Consider the following 12,703-nt stretch of genomic DNA (forward strand, 5'->3'; position numbering starts at 1 on the left):
CGCAGTTGCGCTTCGCTTCGCTCGCTGTGATCAACTTACGGTGGGACTTGCACCCACAAGAGTGCGCCCATGCTGGGCGCACAAACGAAAAAGCCAGGCGTTTGCCTGGCTTTTTCGCTAATACTGGGAGGTTATTCCGCTTCCTGGATGTCGTCCGCTTCGACGATTTCCGGGCGGTCCATCAGTTGAACCAGCGCCATCGGAGCGTTATCGCCGACGCGGAAGCCGAACTTCAGGATGCTCGTGTAGCCACCCGGACGGTTCGCGTAGCGCGGGCCGAGGACTTCGAAGAGCTTCGTGACCGAGTCACGATCGCGCAGGCGGTTGAACGCCAGACGACGATTTGCCAGCGACGGCTTCTTGCCGAGCGTGATCAGCGGCTCGACAACTTTACGGAGTTCCTTCGCCTTCGGCAGCGTCGTCTTGATGACTTCGTGCTCGATCAGCGAGTTGGACATGTTACGGAGCATTGCCAGACGGTGGCTGCTCGTGCGGTTCAGTTTCCGCAGACCATGACGGTGACGCATGTTAATTCCTTTGATTCAGAGTTTTGATCCAGCTCTTCTATCGCGCTCCGCCCGACATGAAGGCGGGTGAGCACACGGGCCGGTAGTAAAAAAGACAAGACGCGGATTTTAAAGGAAAATCCGCGTCTTTGCCAGTCGCGGTACAACTGCGATTCCTTCTCGACTTACTTGTCCAGACCAGCCGGCGGCCAGTTTTCGAGCTTCATTCCAAGCGTCAGGCCACGCGAAGCGAGTACTTCCTTGATCTCGTTCAGCGACTTGCGGCCCAGATTCGGCGTCTTCAGCAACTCGTTTTCCGTACGCTGGATCAGGTCGCCGATGTAGTAAATGTTCTCTGCCTTCAGGCAGTTCGCGGAACGAACCGTGAGTTCGAGATCATCCACCGGACGCAGCAGGATCGGATCGATCTGCGGCGCGCGCGACGGCGCTTCGGCCGTTGCTTCAGTGCCTTCCAGAGCAGCGAACACCGACAGTTGATCAACCAGAATACGCGCCGATTGACGAATCGCTTCTTCCGGCGAAATCACACCGTTGGTTTCGATGTTCATGACGAGCTTGTCGAGGTCAGTACGCTGTTCGACGCGCGCGCTTTCAACGGCGTAGCTCACGCGGCGAACCGGTGAGAACGATGCATCCAGCACAATACGGCCGATGATCTTGGCCGACTCTTCGCCATAACGACGCACATTGCCCGGTACATAGCCGCGGCCCTTCTCGACCTTGATCTGAACGTCGAGCTTGCCGCCCTTCGACAGACGTGCAATCACGTGATCAGGGTTGATCACTTCGCAGTCGTGCGCGAGTTCGATGTCGCCAGCGGTGACAACGCCTTCGCCTTCCTTGCGCAGCGTAACCGTGACTTCGTCGCGATTGTGCAGCTTGAACACCACGCCCTTCAGGTTCAACAACAGGTTGACTACGTCCTCTTGCACACCGTCAAGCGTCGAGTATTCGTGCACGACGCCTGCGATCGTCACTTCGGTCGGCGCGTAGCCCACCATCGACGAAAGCAGTACACGCCGAAGCGCGTTACCCAAGGTGTGGCCGTAACCGCGTTCAAACGGTTCCATGACCACTTTCGCGTGGCTGTCGCCAAGCGATTCAACTGCGATGATCTTGGGCTTCAACAAACTGGTTTGCATAGGTTTTCCTTTTCAATACCCTCGGCTCGTTACACCGATAAGGCTGACCGGTAACAACCTGAAAATAAACAGCCGAGACGCCCCCTTGCGTAACGCAATCAGGGTGCCCCGGCCGTTAATCCGATTACCGCGAATACAATTCGACGATCAGGCTTTCGTTGATATCGCCAGCGATGTCGCTGCGTTCCGGCTTTTGCTTGAAGGTGCCTTCGAATTTCTTCGAATCAACAGCAACCCAGCCCGGCAGTCCGCCTTGCTCGGCCAGCGACAGCGCTTCGAGAATGCGCGCCTGCTTCTTGGCCTGCTCACGAACCGCCACCACATCACCTGCCTTCACTTGCAGCGACGGAATGTTGGTCACAACGCCGTTCACCGTGATCGCCTTGTGGCCGACCAACTGACGTGCTTCTGCACGCGTCGAACCGAAACCCATGCGATACACGACGTTGTCGAGACGCGACTCAAGCAGTTGCAGCAGGTTTTCACCCGTGTTGCCCTTGAGGCGGTCAGCTTCAGCGAAGTAACGGCGGAACTGGCGTTCGAGGACACCGTAGATGCGCTTTACTTTTTGCTTTTCGCGCAGCTGCGTGCCGTAATCGGACGTACGTGCACCCGACGTGCGGCCATGTTGGCCCGGCTTGCTGTCAAGCTTGCACTTGTCAGCGAGCGAACGACGGGCGCTCTTCAGGAAGAGGTCAGTGCCTTCACGGCGGGAGAGCTTGGCCTTGGGGCCGATATAACGTGCCACGTTGATTCCTTCTCTGTTTGATCACGTGAATCTGAATTCACGCTAGTCCGAACCCTTTGGGTCGAACGGTGGGCTTAGTCAATTCAATAACGCAAGCAGCTCGTCGGCGCGCGAGGCGTCAACGAGCACTAGCAAAACAGCGTCTTAGATACGACGACGCTTCGGCGGACGGCAGCCGTTGTGCGGAACCGGCGTCACGTCGGAGATCGCGGTGATCTTGATACCAAGACCATGCAGCGCGCGCACCGCGGACTCACGGCCAGGACCGGGGCCCTTGATCCGTACTTCGAGGTTCTTTACGCCGTATTCCAGCGCCACACGACCCGCCGACTCGGCTGCAACCTGAGCTGCAAACGGCGTCGACTTACGCGAGCCCTTGAAACCCTGGCCACCCGACGTTGCCCAGGCAAGCGCGTTGCCTTGACGATCGGTGATCGTGATGATGGTGTTGTTGAACGACGCGTGAACGTGAACCACGCCCTCGGCGACGTTCTTCTTGACCTTCTTGCGAACGCGTTGCGCCGCGGAGTTGTTCGAAGCCTTAGCCATTACGTTTTCCTGTAACTGTCAGTTCCGCTTACTTCTTCAGCGATTGCGCTGCACGACGCGGACCCTTGCGCGTACGGGCATTCGTACGCGTGCGCTGGCCACGCAGGGGCAGGCCCTTGCGGTGACGCACGCCACGGTAGCAGCCGAGATCCATCAGGCGCTTGATATTCATCGTCGTTTCACGGCGAAGATCGCCTTCAACGATGAACTTGCCGACTTCTTCACGCAGCTTTTCGAGGTCTGCGTCGTTCAGGTCCTTGACCTTCTTCGAAAATGCCACACCAGCAGCGACGCAAATGTCGCGCGAGCGCGTGCGGCCGATACCGTAAATTGCCGTCAGGCCGATTTCAGTATGCTGGTGATTCGGGATGTTAACCCCTGCGATACGAGCCATTGTTTTTCCTCAAACAAAAAGCGCAAGCAAAAGCGCGGCGTTCAGCCTTGACGCTGTTTGTGGCGCGGATCAGAGCTGCAAATCACGCGCACAACGCCCTTGCGCTTGATGATCTTGCAATTGCGGCAAATGCGCTTAACCGATGCCATCACTTTCATGATATTACCCTTTTTTCAAATCACTTCGCCCGGAACACGATCCGCGCACGCGACAGATCGTAAGGCGTCAATTCAACCGTCACCTTGTCGCCCGGCAGGATTCGGATGTAATGCATCCGCATCTTGCCGGATATGTGTCCCAATACGACATGGCCGTTTTCCAGCTTTACCCTGAAGGTAGCGTTAGGCAGGTTTTCGATGACTTCACCCTGCATCTGGATTACATCGTCTTTGGCCATAAGTCCTTTCAACGCATCGGGACGCCGCCGCCTTTGAAATTGGCTTTCTTCAGCAGCGATTCATACTGTTGCGACATAACGTACGACTGCACCTGCGCCATGAAGTCCATTGTGACGACGACAATGATCAGCAGCGACGTTCCACCGAAATAAAACGGCACATTCCAGCGCAGTACCAGAAACTCAGGCAGCAGACAAACGAACACGATGTAGATCGCACCAGCCAGCGTCAAACGCGTGAGGATGCGGTCGATATATCGAGCCGTCTGATCGCCCGGACGGATGCCCGGTACGAAAGCGCCGCTCTTCTTCAGGTTGTCGGCCGTCTCTCTACTGTTGAACACCAGTGCGGTGTAGAAGAAGCAGAAGAATACGATCGCCAACGCGTACAACAACACGTACACCGGTTGACCCGGTTTGAGCGCCTCAGCCACGTTATGCAGCGTGTCGCCAAACCAGCCGGTACGCGACCCCGAACTGAACCAGTTCAGGATGGTTGCCGGGAAGAGAATGATCGACGACGCGAAGATCGGCGGAATCACACCCGACATGTTCAGTTTCAGCGGCAAATGCGAAGACTGGCCACCGTAAATCTTGTTGCCCACCTGCCGCTTGGCGTAATTCACAAGAATCTTGCGCTGGCCGCGTTCGATGAACACCACCACATACGTCACAGCAGCAATCAGCGCGACGACGATAATCGCCGAAACCGGACCCATCGAGCCGGTTTGCACCAGCGAGAACAGACCACCGATTGCATTCGGGAAACCCGCTGCAATACCGCCGAAAATGATGATCGAGATGCCGTTACCCAGTCCGCGCTCCGTGATCTGCTCACCCAGCCACATCAGGAACATCGTACCGGTCACCAGCGTCACAACCGTCGTGAGCCGGAACACCATACCCGGATCAATGACGAGTGCCGGCTGATTCTCAAGCGCGACGGCAATGCCGAACGCCTGGAAAGTAGCAAGCAACACGGTAAAGACCCGCGTGTACTGCGTAATTTTCCGCTGCCCCGACTGTCCTTCTTTCTTCAGCGCCTCGAGCTGCGGCGAGACAATCGCCAGCAACTGCATGATGATCGACGCCGAAATGTACGGCATGATCCCAAGCGCGAAAATCGTGAACCGCGAGAGTGCGCCACCCGAGAACATGTTGAACATGCCAAGGATGCCGCCCGACTGGCTTTGGAACAGCTTCGCCAGTTGGTCCGGGTCGATACCCGGCACCGGAATATGCGCGCCGATACGGTAGACGACCAGCGCCAGCAGCAGAAATACTGCCCGCCGACGCAGATCGCCAAACTTCGCCGCGCTTCGACCGGGTTTTGCGAGACTCGGGCTGTTAGCCAAGTACCTTCTCCGATGCAAATGCTAGTGACGGCAATCGACTTGCACGTTACTCGGCAAAAGAGCCACCTGCTGCTTCAATAGCAGCACGTGCACCCTTCGTCGCACCCAGACCCTTCACAACGACCTTGCGCTTCAGCTCGCCCGTCGCGATGATCTTGGCGCTCTTGATCAGCTCACCGAGCAGGCCGGCTTGCTTCAGAGCCAGCAGATCGATTTCGTCGACCGGCAGCTTTTCCAGATCCGAGAGACGCACTTCGCCGACAAATTCCCTCGTCAGCGACGTGAAGCCGCGCTTCGGCAGACGACGTTGCAGCGGCATTTGACCGCCTTCGAAGCCAACCTTGTGAAAGCCGCCCGAGCGCGACTTCTGACCCTTGTGACCGCGACCTGCGGTCTTGCCGAGTCCGGAGCCGATGCCACGACCGACGCGACGCTTTGCGTGCTTCGAGCCTTCTGCCGGCTTCAGGTTATTCAATTCCATTATCAACTCCTTGAGTCCTGGTCAGCCGCTTAGCTGATGACCTTAACGAGGTACGAAACCTTGTTGATCATGCCGCGCACAGCCGGCGTGTCCTGCAGCTCGCTAACCGAGTTAAGTCGGCGCAGGCCCAGACCACGCACCGTTGCACGGTGCGTTTCGCGGGTCCCGATCAGGCTCTTGACGAGCTGAACCTTGACAGTTTTTTCAGACATGGTGACCACCTGGCTTAGCCCAAAATATCTTCGACGGACTTACCACGCTTCGCCGCGATGTCGCCCGGGGTGGACTGCTTGCGCAGGCCATCGAGCGTCGCACGGACGAGGTTGTAAGGGTTCGTCGAACCGTGGCTCTTGGCCACCACATTTTGCACGCCCATCACGTCGAACACTGCGCGCATCGGGCCACCAGCGATCACGCCTGTACCATCCTTCGCCGGAGCGAGGAGGACTGCGGATGCGCCGTGCTTGCCGTGCACTTCGTGCTGCAACGTACCATTCTTGAGCGGCACCTTGAACATGTTACGGCGAGCCTGTTCCATTGCCTTTTGAACAGCAACCGGAACTTCCTTCGCTTTGCCCTTGCCCATGCCGATGCGGCCATCACCATCGCCAACCACGGTCAGTGCGGCGAAGCCGAGAATACGGCCACCCTTCACGACCTTGGTCACGCGGTTGACCGAAATCATCTTTTCACGAAGGCCGTCGTCGCGTTCGTCAGCCTGAACTTTCGCTTGCATCTTTGCCATGACGAATTCTTCCCTTAGAACTTAAGTCCGGCTTCGCGCGCCGCATCAGCCAGCGCTTTCACGCGGCCGTGGTAACGGAAACCCGAACGGTCGAAGGCGACGGATTCGATGCCGGCAGCCTTAGCCTTTTCTGCGATGCGCTTGCCGATCAGCGTGGCAGCGGCGACGTTGCCGCCCTTGCCGGACTGGTCAGCCAGTTGCGCACGCACTTCGGCTTCGAGCGTCGACGCGCTGGCAAGCACCTTGGTGCCGCACGGCGAGAACACCTGCGCGTAGATGTGCGTGTTCGTGCGATGCACGGCGAGACGCGCGACCTGCAGCTCAGCGATCTTGATACGCGTCTGACGAGCGCGGCGCAGGCGAGATTGAGTCTTATCCATGATTGCGCACCCTTACTTCTTCTTCGTTTCTTTGAGGATCACAACCTCGTTGGCGTAACGCACACCCTTGCCTTTGTAGGGCTCCGGCGGACGATAGCCGCGCACTTCTGCAGCGACCTGGCCAACTTGTTGTTTATTGATCCCCTTGATCACGATTTCGGTTTGCGACGGGGTTTCAGCCTTCACGCCTTCCGGCATCTGGTGCACCACCGGGTGCGAGAAACCCAGCGACAGATTCAGCTTGTCGCCTTGCGCCTGTGCGCGGTAACCGACGCCAACCAGCGTCAGCTTGCGCTCGAAACCCTTCGTCACGCCGTTCACCATGTTCGCCACCAGTGCGCGCATCGTGCCCGACATCGCGTTCGCTTCGCGGCTTTCGTCAACCGGCTCGACTTTCAGCGTGCCGTTGTCGTTTACCACTTTCACGAGGCGATTTGCAGCTTGCGTAATCGTACCCAGCGGGCCCTTGACGGTAATACGTTCGTCGCTCAGGGCCACTTCTGCGCCTTGCAGCGCGATCGGGCTTTTACCTACTCGAGACATGTTTCTCTCTCCTTTCGGCCTTAAGCGACGTAGCAGATGACTTCGCCACCAACGCCCGTAGCGCGCGCCTTGCGGTCCGTCATCACGCCCTTCGGCGTCGACACGATTGCCACGCCGAGGCCATTCATGACCGTCGGGATGTCGTTACGACCGCGATATACACGCAGACCAGGCTTCGAAACGCGTTCAAGGCGCTCGATAACCGGACGGCCCGCGTAGTACTTCAACGCGATGTTCAATTCAGATTTCGCACCTTCAGCCTTCACTGCGAAATCATCGATATAGCCTTCGTCCTTCAGGACCTGCGCAATCGCAACCTTCACTTTTGACGAGGGCATTGTCACCGAAACCTTCTCGACCATCTGCGCATTGCGGATGCGAGTCAGCATATCGGCGATAGGATCACTCATGCTCATTTACGTTTCTCCTATTACCAGCTCGCCTTGGTCAGGCCAGGGATCTCGCCGCGGAACGCGATTTCGCGAATCTTGTTACGCGCCAGCCCGAATTTACGGAACGTACCGCGCGGACGACCAGTGATAGCGCAACGGTTGCGCTTACGGGTCGGGTTAGAGTTGCGCGGCAGTTGCTGCAGTTCCAGACGGGCTGCATAACGCTCTTCATCCGACTTGCTTTGGTCGTCGATGACCGCCTTCAGTTCAGCGCGCTTGGGAGCGAACTTGGCTGCGAGGCGTGCACGCTTCTTTTCACGTTCGATCAGTGCCAGTTTAGCCACGGTAACCTCAGTTTCTGAACGGGAACTTGAAGCTGGCGAGCAGCGCCTTGGCTTCGTCGTCGGTCTTCGCGGTCGTCGTGATGCTGATGTTCAGCCCACGCAGCGCGTCGATTTTGTCGTAGTCGATTTCGGGGAAAATAATCTGCTCTTTCACACCGATGTTGTAGTTGCCGCGACCATCGAACGCACGACCCGACACGCCACGGAAGTCACGCACACGGGGGAGCGCGACCGTCACGAAACGGTCCAGAAATTCGTACATTGCCTGACCACGCAACGTGACCATTGCACCGATCGGATAGCCCTGACGGATCTTGAAGCCAGCGATTGCCTTGCGTGCCTTCGTGATCACCGGCTTCTGGCCAGCAATCTTCGTCAGGTCGCCAATGGCATTCTCGATGACTTTCTTGTCCGCAATCGCCTCACCCACACCCATGTTCAGGGTGATCTTGGTGATGCGCGGCACTTCCATCACGGATTTGTAACCGAACTTCTCGACGAGGCCGGGTACAACCTTCTCTTTGTAAAATTCTTGCAAACGAGCCATTTTTTACTCCGCAGCGTCAGGCGCTCAGCTCAGCACCGGTCGTCTTAAGGAAACGGACTTTCTTGTCTCCCTCGACCTTGATGCCTACACGCGACGCCTTGCCATTCGCGTCGACCAATGCGACGTTCGAAATTTGCAGCGGCATCGTCTTGGCTTCCACACCGCCCGTCGTTCCCTTCATCGGGTTCGGCTTGACGTGCTTCTTGACGAGGTTGATACCCTCGACAATCACTTTGCCTTCGCCAACGGACAGCACGACGCCGCGCTTGCCTTTATCTTTGCCGGTGATGACGATAACTTCGTCACCTTTGCGAATCTTGTTCATCGCGACTCCTTACAGCACTTCAGGTGCCAGCGAAACGATCTTCATGAATCGTTCGCTGCGCAACTCGCGCGTGACAGGCCCGAAAATACGGGTGCCAATGGGCTCGAGCTTGGCATTCAACAGCACAGCTGCGTTGCCGTCGAACTTGATCAGCGAGCCGTCCTGACGGCGCACGCCCTTGGCGGTACGAACCACCACGGCGTTATAAATTTCGCCTTTCTTCACGCGCCCGCGCGGCGTTGCTTCTTTGACGGTCACCTTGATGATGTCGCCAATGCTGGCATAACGACGCTTCGAGCCGCCGAGCACCTTGATGCACATGACTTCACGCGCACCTGTGTTGTCGGCCACTTCAAGCCGAGTTTCGGTCTGGATCATGGTTTATCTTTCCCAACTTAATCCGGTCACACCACCATGGCGCACCCGGTCAGTCTTGGTCCCGTCAGCCAATCGGCTGCTTGGGTTAGAACAGCAGCGACGGCAAACGAAACCCGCCATCGCAATCCGGTGAATCCTTCGGAACAGACTGGCGCCTGCACCGCTTCCCCCACCAACTTCGCCCGCGACGGGGCTCCCATAAAAGAGGGAAGACCGAGATTATAACAAATAATCCCGGTCTTGCAAGCGAAACTTACTGCGATTTCAACTACTTCGACAACTTGCGCCGTCAGATGACGCGAGCAGCCTCGATCAGGCGAGCCACTGTCCAAGCCTTCGTCTTCGAAATCGGACGGGTCTCCTGGATTTCAACGAGGTCACCCTCGTTGTACGTGTTTGCGTCGTCGTGTGCGTGGTATTTCTTCGAACGCACGACGTACTTGCCATAGATCGGGTGCTTCACGCGGTGCTCGACCAGCACAGTGACCGTCTTGTCCATCTTGTTGCTGACGACCTTGCCGACCAGCGTCCGCTTGAGCGAGGTTTTTACGCTATCGTTCATTTCTGGTTCGCCTTCTCAGTCAGGACGGTCCGCACACGAGCGATATCGCGACGGACCTTCTTCAGCTGGCTCGTATTCGTGAGCTGCTGGGTCGCGAGTTGCATGCGCAGACCGAATTGCGCCTTCAACAGGTCCGACAGCTCCTTGTTGAGCGCGGCCTGATCTTTCGGGTGAAGTTCGGAAGCCTTCATCATCTACTCCTTAGGCGCCGAGCTGACGCACGATGAAGCTCGTCTTCAGCGGCAGCTTTGCTGCAGCCAGACGGAACGCTTCGCGTGCCAGCTCTTCGGTTACGCCGTCCATTTCGTACAGCATCTTGCCCGGTTGAATCTCCGCGACGTAGTACTCTGGGTTACCTTTACCGTTACCCATACGTACTTCCGCCGGCTTATGCGAGATCGGCTTGTCCGGGAAGATGCGGATCCAGATGCGGCCACCACGCTTGATGTGGCGCGTCATTGCACGACGAGCCGCTTCAATCTGGCGCGCGGTCAAACGACCACGACCGATAGCCTTCAGACCGAATTCACCGAACGACACCGCGTTGCCACGGGTTGCGATACCGGTGTTACGACCCTTCTGCTCTTTGCGATACTTTCTGCGTTTCGGTTGCAGCATCGTTATTCTCCAGTCTTACCGTCGCCGCCGGTACCGCCCGTGCGACGGGGAGCGCCACGACGTGCACCTGCCGGCCCACCACCTTCACCATCGCGACGCGGGCGGCGATCGCCACCCGGACGTGCGTTGCGGCGCGGACGCTTTTCTTCGGCGACTTCTTCCACCACCGGTGCGTCGTTGCGGCCGAGCGTGTCGCCCTTGTAGACCCACACCTTCACGCCGATGATGCCGTACGTCGTCTTCGCTTCCGAAGTTGCGTAGTCGATATCGGCACGCAGCGTATGAAGGGGCACGCGACCTTCGCGATACCACTCCGTACGGGCGATTTCGATACCGTTCAGACGGCCAGCGCTCATGATCTTGATGCCTTGAGCACCCAGACGCATGGCGTTTTGCATCGCACGCTTCATCGCGCGGCGGAACATGATCCGACGCTCGAGCTGTTGCGTGATCGAATCGGCGATCAGTTGCGCGTCGGTTTCCGGCTTGCGGATTTCCTCGATGTTGACGTGGACCGGAACGCCCATGCGGCGTTGCAGCTCCGACTTCAGCAACTCGATATCCTCGCCCTTCTTGCCGATGACCACACCCGGACGCGAGCTATAAATCGTGATGCGCGCGTTTTTCGCCGGACGCTCGATAACGACGCGACCAACCGAAGCGTTTTTCAGCTTCTTTTTCAGGTATTCACGAACACCGATGTCTTCCTGCAACATCGCAGCGAAATTGGTGTTGTTCGCGTACCAACGCGATGCCCAATTGCGGCTGACGGCCAAACGGAAGCCAGTCGGATGAATTTTTTGTCCCATCGTATGACCCCTTAATTCCCGACCGTCACAGTGATGTGACAGGATTGCTTCTCGATACGATTACCGCGGCCTTTAGCGCGCGCGGTAAAACGCTTGAGCGAGGCAGCCTTGTCGACCATGATGCTCGTTACCTTGAGCTCGTCGATATCGGCGCCTTCGTTATGCTCCGCATTCGCGATCGCCGACAGCACGACCTTTTTCACGATTCCCGCAGCCTTCTTCGGCGAGAACGTCAGAACGTTCAACGCCTTGTCGACCGGCAAACCGCGGATCTGGTCAGCCACAAGGCGCGTTTTCTGCGCCGAGATGCGGGCACCGCGATGAATTGCTTTCACTTCCATCATGAGCCCCTTATTTCTTGGCCTTCTTGTCGGCTGCGTGACCCTTGAACGTCCGGGTCAATGCAAACTCGCCAAGCTTGTGGCCGACCATATTTTCCGAGATGTACACCGGGACGTGTTGACGGCCGTTATGCACAGCAATCGTCAGACCGATGAAATCCGGCAGAATTGTCGAACGACGCGACCAGGTTTTGATCGGCTTCTTGTCACGCGCAGCGGCTGCCGACTCAACTTTCTTCAGCAAATGGGCGTCGCAGAACGGACCTTTTTTTACAGAACGTGCCATTGCTTACTCCTTAGCGCTTGTGACGGCGCTGGACGATCATGCTCGTCGTGCGCTTGTTGCTGCGGGTACGATAACCCTTCGTCGGCGTGCCCCACGGGCTCACCGGATCGCGACCTGCAGCCGTCTTGCCTTCACCACCACCGTGCGGGTGATCGACAGGGTTCATTGCTACGCCACGCACCGTCGGGCGGATACCGCGCCAGCGGTTCGCGCCAGCCTTACCGATTTGACGGAGGCTGTGCTCTTCGTTGCCAACTTCACCAATCGTCGCGCGGCATTCAACGTGAACGCGGCGGATTTCACCTGAACGCAGGCGGACCTGTGCGTAGATGCCTTCACGAGCCAGCAGCATCGCCGACGTGCCAGCCGAACGCGCCATTTGCGCGCCCTTGCCCGGCAGCATTTCGATGCAGTGAATCGTCGTACCAACCGGAATGTTACGGATCGGCAGCGTGTTACCTGCGCGGATCGGAGCTTCCGAACCCGACATCAGCTGCTGGCCAACCGTCACACCCTTCGGCGCGATGATGTACTTGCGCTCGCCGTCTGCGTACAGAACCAGCGCGATGTTCGCGCTACGGTTCGGATCGTACTCAAGACGCTCGACCTTCGCCGGAATGCCGTCCTTGTTGCGACGGAAATCGACGATACGATATTGTTGCTTATGACCACCGCCCTTATGGCGCGTGGTGATGTGGCCGTTGTTGTTACGGCCGGCGGTCACGCTCTGCGAATCGAGCAGCGGTGCGTACGGCTTGCCCTTATGCAGATCCTTGTTGACCACCTTGACCATCGCGCGGCGGCCCGGCGAGGTCGGCTTAACTTTAACGATTGCCATGA

Annotated in this window: 25 protein-coding genes; all 25 read right to left on the minus strand. The window is 57.8% G+C overall.

Features of this window, described 5'->3' with window-relative positions; genetic code table 11:
- Nucleotides 1-131 precede the first annotated feature (131 nt).
- On the minus strand, nt 132-527 hold the full coding sequence (gene rplQ, locus LPA37_RS25845; protein WP_090537209.1) for a 50S ribosomal protein L17: 396 nt from the start codon (nt 525-527) through the stop codon (nt 132-134).
- Nucleotides 528-691: 164 nt separating this feature from the next.
- A complete protein-coding gene (locus tag LPA37_RS25850; protein ID WP_228983624.1) occupies nt 692-1,669 on the minus strand; it encodes a DNA-directed RNA polymerase subunit alpha in 978 nt (325 codons plus the stop codon).
- Between the two features lie 124 nt (nt 1,670-1,793).
- On the minus strand, nt 1,794-2,417 hold the full coding sequence (gene rpsD, locus LPA37_RS25855; protein ID WP_090537205.1) for a 30S ribosomal protein S4: 624 nt from the start codon (nt 2,415-2,417) through the stop codon (nt 1,794-1,796).
- Nucleotides 2,418-2,561: 144 nt separating this feature from the next.
- Nucleotides 2,562-2,966 (minus strand): 30S ribosomal protein S11, encoded by a 405-nt coding sequence (gene rpsK, locus LPA37_RS25860; RefSeq protein ID WP_035506748.1) that lies wholly within the window; start codon nt 2,964-2,966, stop codon nt 2,562-2,564.
- Nucleotides 2,967-2,994: 28 nt separating this feature from the next.
- Complete coding sequence (rpsM, locus tag LPA37_RS25865) at nt 2,995-3,360, minus strand: 30S ribosomal protein S13 (protein WP_006052223.1); 366 nt, start codon at nt 3,358-3,360, stop codon at nt 2,995-2,997.
- 41 nt (nt 3,361-3,401) lie between these two features.
- Nucleotides 3,402-3,518 (minus strand): 50S ribosomal protein L36, encoded by a 117-nt coding sequence (rpmJ, locus tag LPA37_RS25870; RefSeq protein ID WP_004199844.1) that lies wholly within the window; start codon nt 3,516-3,518, stop codon nt 3,402-3,404.
- 20 nt (nt 3,519-3,538) lie between these two features.
- Nucleotides 3,539-3,757: a translation initiation factor IF-1 gene (gene infA / locus LPA37_RS25875; protein ID WP_004521905.1), complete on the minus strand. Its 219-nt coding sequence runs from the start codon at nt 3,755-3,757 to the stop codon at nt 3,539-3,541.
- Between the two features lie 8 nt (nt 3,758-3,765).
- Nucleotides 3,766-5,112, minus strand: a complete 1,347-nt coding sequence (gene secY / locus LPA37_RS25880; protein ID WP_228983626.1) for a preprotein translocase subunit SecY — start codon at nt 5,110-5,112, stop codon at nt 3,766-3,768.
- A 46-nt stretch (nt 5,113-5,158) separates the two neighbouring features.
- Entirely contained in the window at nt 5,159-5,593 is a 435-nt protein-coding gene (gene rplO, locus LPA37_RS25885) for a 50S ribosomal protein L15 (protein ID WP_228983628.1), read from the minus strand.
- A 29-nt stretch (nt 5,594-5,622) separates the two neighbouring features.
- Nucleotides 5,623-5,805, minus strand: a complete 183-nt coding sequence (gene rpmD / locus LPA37_RS25890) for a 50S ribosomal protein L30 (RefSeq protein WP_006052220.1) — start codon at nt 5,803-5,805, stop codon at nt 5,623-5,625.
- A 14-nt stretch (nt 5,806-5,819) separates the two neighbouring features.
- Nucleotides 5,820-6,338, minus strand: coding sequence for a 30S ribosomal protein S5 (gene rpsE, locus LPA37_RS25895; protein WP_007180127.1), 519 nt, complete (start codon nt 6,336-6,338; stop codon nt 5,820-5,822).
- 14 nt (nt 6,339-6,352) lie between these two features.
- Nucleotides 6,353-6,718: a 50S ribosomal protein L18 gene (rplR, locus tag LPA37_RS25900; protein WP_008923336.1), complete on the minus strand. Its 366-nt coding sequence runs from the start codon at nt 6,716-6,718 to the stop codon at nt 6,353-6,355.
- Between the two features lie 12 nt (nt 6,719-6,730).
- Nucleotides 6,731-7,261, minus strand: coding sequence for a 50S ribosomal protein L6 (gene rplF, locus LPA37_RS25905; protein ID WP_090537198.1), 531 nt, complete (start codon nt 7,259-7,261; stop codon nt 6,731-6,733).
- A gap of 20 nt (nt 7,262-7,281) precedes the next feature.
- Nucleotides 7,282-7,677 carry a 30S ribosomal protein S8 gene (rpsH, locus tag LPA37_RS25910; RefSeq protein WP_090537196.1) on the minus strand — a complete coding sequence of 132 codons (396 nt, stop codon included), beginning with the start codon at nt 7,675-7,677 and terminating at the stop codon, nt 7,282-7,284.
- A 14-nt stretch (nt 7,678-7,691) separates the two neighbouring features.
- Nucleotides 7,692-7,997: a 30S ribosomal protein S14 gene (gene rpsN, locus LPA37_RS25915; protein ID WP_133661207.1), complete on the minus strand. Its 306-nt coding sequence runs from the start codon at nt 7,995-7,997 to the stop codon at nt 7,692-7,694.
- 7 nt (nt 7,998-8,004) lie between these two features.
- Nucleotides 8,005-8,544, minus strand: coding sequence for a 50S ribosomal protein L5 (gene rplE, locus LPA37_RS25920; RefSeq protein WP_090537192.1), 540 nt, complete (start codon nt 8,542-8,544; stop codon nt 8,005-8,007).
- 16 nt (nt 8,545-8,560) lie between these two features.
- On the minus strand, nt 8,561-8,869 hold the full coding sequence (rplX, locus tag LPA37_RS25925) for a 50S ribosomal protein L24 (protein ID WP_006052213.1): 309 nt from the start codon (nt 8,867-8,869) through the stop codon (nt 8,561-8,563).
- A 9-nt stretch (nt 8,870-8,878) separates the two neighbouring features.
- The gene (rplN, locus tag LPA37_RS25930; protein ID WP_006052212.1) at nt 8,879-9,247 is read right to left on the minus strand and encodes a 50S ribosomal protein L14; all 369 of its coding nucleotides are present in this window, start codon (nt 9,245-9,247) and stop codon (nt 8,879-8,881) included.
- 289 nt (nt 9,248-9,536) lie between these two features.
- Nucleotides 9,537-9,809, minus strand: a complete 273-nt coding sequence (rpsQ, locus tag LPA37_RS25935; protein ID WP_228882652.1) for a 30S ribosomal protein S17 — start codon at nt 9,807-9,809, stop codon at nt 9,537-9,539.
- The gene (gene rpmC, locus LPA37_RS25940) at nt 9,806-10,000 is read right to left on the minus strand and encodes a 50S ribosomal protein L29 (RefSeq protein WP_091019615.1); all 195 of its coding nucleotides are present in this window, start codon (nt 9,998-10,000) and stop codon (nt 9,806-9,808) included. Before rpmC ends, rpsQ begins: the two co-directional genes overlap by 4 nt.
- Before the next feature lie 10 nt (nt 10,001-10,010).
- Nucleotides 10,011-10,427 (minus strand): 50S ribosomal protein L16, encoded by a 417-nt coding sequence (gene rplP, locus LPA37_RS25945; RefSeq protein WP_090537188.1) that lies wholly within the window; start codon nt 10,425-10,427, stop codon nt 10,011-10,013.
- 2 nt (nt 10,428-10,429) lie between these two features.
- Nucleotides 10,430-11,236: a 30S ribosomal protein S3 gene (rpsC, locus tag LPA37_RS25950; RefSeq protein WP_228983630.1), complete on the minus strand. Its 807-nt coding sequence runs from the start codon at nt 11,234-11,236 to the stop codon at nt 10,430-10,432.
- Between the two features lie 11 nt (nt 11,237-11,247).
- The gene (rplV, locus tag LPA37_RS25955; RefSeq protein ID WP_197070230.1) at nt 11,248-11,580 is read right to left on the minus strand and encodes a 50S ribosomal protein L22; all 333 of its coding nucleotides are present in this window, start codon (nt 11,578-11,580) and stop codon (nt 11,248-11,250) included.
- A 7-nt stretch (nt 11,581-11,587) separates the two neighbouring features.
- Nucleotides 11,588-11,863, minus strand: a complete 276-nt coding sequence (rpsS, locus tag LPA37_RS25960) for a 30S ribosomal protein S19 (RefSeq protein WP_054036552.1) — start codon at nt 11,861-11,863, stop codon at nt 11,588-11,590.
- 10 nt (nt 11,864-11,873) lie between these two features.
- On the minus strand, nt 11,874-12,701 hold the full coding sequence (rplB, locus tag LPA37_RS25965) for a 50S ribosomal protein L2 (protein WP_228882669.1): 828 nt from the start codon (nt 12,699-12,701) through the stop codon (nt 11,874-11,876).
- Nucleotides 12,702-12,703: the final 2 nt, after the last annotated feature.

This window comes from Paraburkholderia gardini, from assembly GCF_907164545.1.
Classification (GTDB): Bacteria; Pseudomonadota; Gammaproteobacteria; order Burkholderiales; family Burkholderiaceae; genus Paraburkholderia; species Paraburkholderia gardini.

Bases quoted from the DNA above. Each gene is read 5' to 3' on its own strand.
- rplQ (WP_090537209.1), bottom strand. From the start codon at position 527: ATGCGTCACCGTCATGGTCTGCGGAAACTGAACCGCACGAGCAGCCAC.
- LPA37_RS25850 (WP_228983624.1), bottom strand. From the start codon at position 1,669: ATGCAAACCAGTTTGTTGAAGCCCAAGATCATCGCAGTTGAATCGCTT.
- rpsK (WP_035506748.1), bottom strand. From the start codon at position 2,966: ATGGCTAAGGCTTCGAACAACTCCGCGGCGCAACGCGTTCGCAAGAAG.
- rpsM (WP_006052223.1), bottom strand. From the start codon at position 3,360: ATGGCTCGTATCGCAGGGGTTAACATCCCGAATCACCAGCATACTGAA.
- rpmJ (WP_004199844.1), bottom strand. From the start codon at position 3,518: ATGAAAGTGATGGCATCGGTTAAGCGCATTTGCCGCAATTGCAAGATC.
- infA (WP_004521905.1), bottom strand. From the start codon at position 3,757: ATGGCCAAAGACGATGTAATCCAGATGCAGGGTGAAGTCATCGAAAAC.
- rplO (WP_228983628.1), bottom strand. From the start codon at position 5,593: ATGGAATTGAATAACCTGAAGCCGGCAGAAGGCTCGAAGCACGCAAAG.
- rpmD (WP_006052220.1), bottom strand. From the start codon at position 5,805: ATGTCTGAAAAAACTGTCAAGGTTCAGCTCGTCAAGAGCCTGATCGGG.
- rpsE (WP_007180127.1), bottom strand. From the start codon at position 6,338: ATGGCAAAGATGCAAGCGAAAGTTCAGGCTGACGAACGCGACGACGGC.
- rplR (WP_008923336.1), bottom strand. From the start codon at position 6,718: ATGGATAAGACTCAATCTCGCCTGCGCCGCGCTCGTCAGACGCGTATC.
- rplF (WP_090537198.1), bottom strand. From the start codon at position 7,261: ATGTCTCGAGTAGGTAAAAGCCCGATCGCGCTGCAAGGCGCAGAAGTG.
- rpsH (WP_090537196.1), bottom strand. From the start codon at position 7,677: ATGAGCATGAGTGATCCTATCGCCGATATGCTGACTCGCATCCGCAAT.
- rplE (WP_090537192.1), bottom strand. From the start codon at position 8,544: ATGGCTCGTTTGCAAGAATTTTACAAAGAGAAGGTTGTACCCGGCCTC.
- rplX (WP_006052213.1), bottom strand. From the start codon at position 8,869: ATGAACAAGATTCGCAAAGGTGACGAAGTTATCGTCATCACCGGCAAA.
- rplN (WP_006052212.1), bottom strand. From the start codon at position 9,247: ATGATCCAGACCGAAACTCGGCTTGAAGTGGCCGACAACACAGGTGCG.
- rpsQ (WP_228882652.1), bottom strand. From the start codon at position 9,809: ATGAACGATAGCGTAAAAACCTCGCTCAAGCGGACGCTGGTCGGCAAG.
- rpmC (WP_091019615.1), bottom strand. From the start codon at position 10,000: ATGAAGGCTTCCGAACTTCACCCGAAAGATCAGGCCGCGCTCAACAAG.
- rplP (WP_090537188.1), bottom strand. From the start codon at position 10,427: ATGCTGCAACCGAAACGCAGAAAGTATCGCAAAGAGCAGAAGGGTCGT.
- rpsC (WP_228983630.1), bottom strand. From the start codon at position 11,236: ATGGGACAAAAAATTCATCCGACTGGCTTCCGTTTGGCCGTCAGCCGC.
- rplV (WP_197070230.1), bottom strand. From the start codon at position 11,580: ATGATGGAAGTGAAAGCAATTCATCGCGGTGCCCGCATCTCGGCGCAG.
- rpsS (WP_054036552.1), bottom strand. From the start codon at position 11,863: ATGGCACGTTCTGTAAAAAAAGGTCCGTTCTGCGACGCCCATTTGCTG.
- rplB (WP_228882669.1), bottom strand. From the start codon at position 12,701: ATGGCAATCGTTAAAGTTAAGCCGACCTCGCCGGGCCGCCGCGCGATG.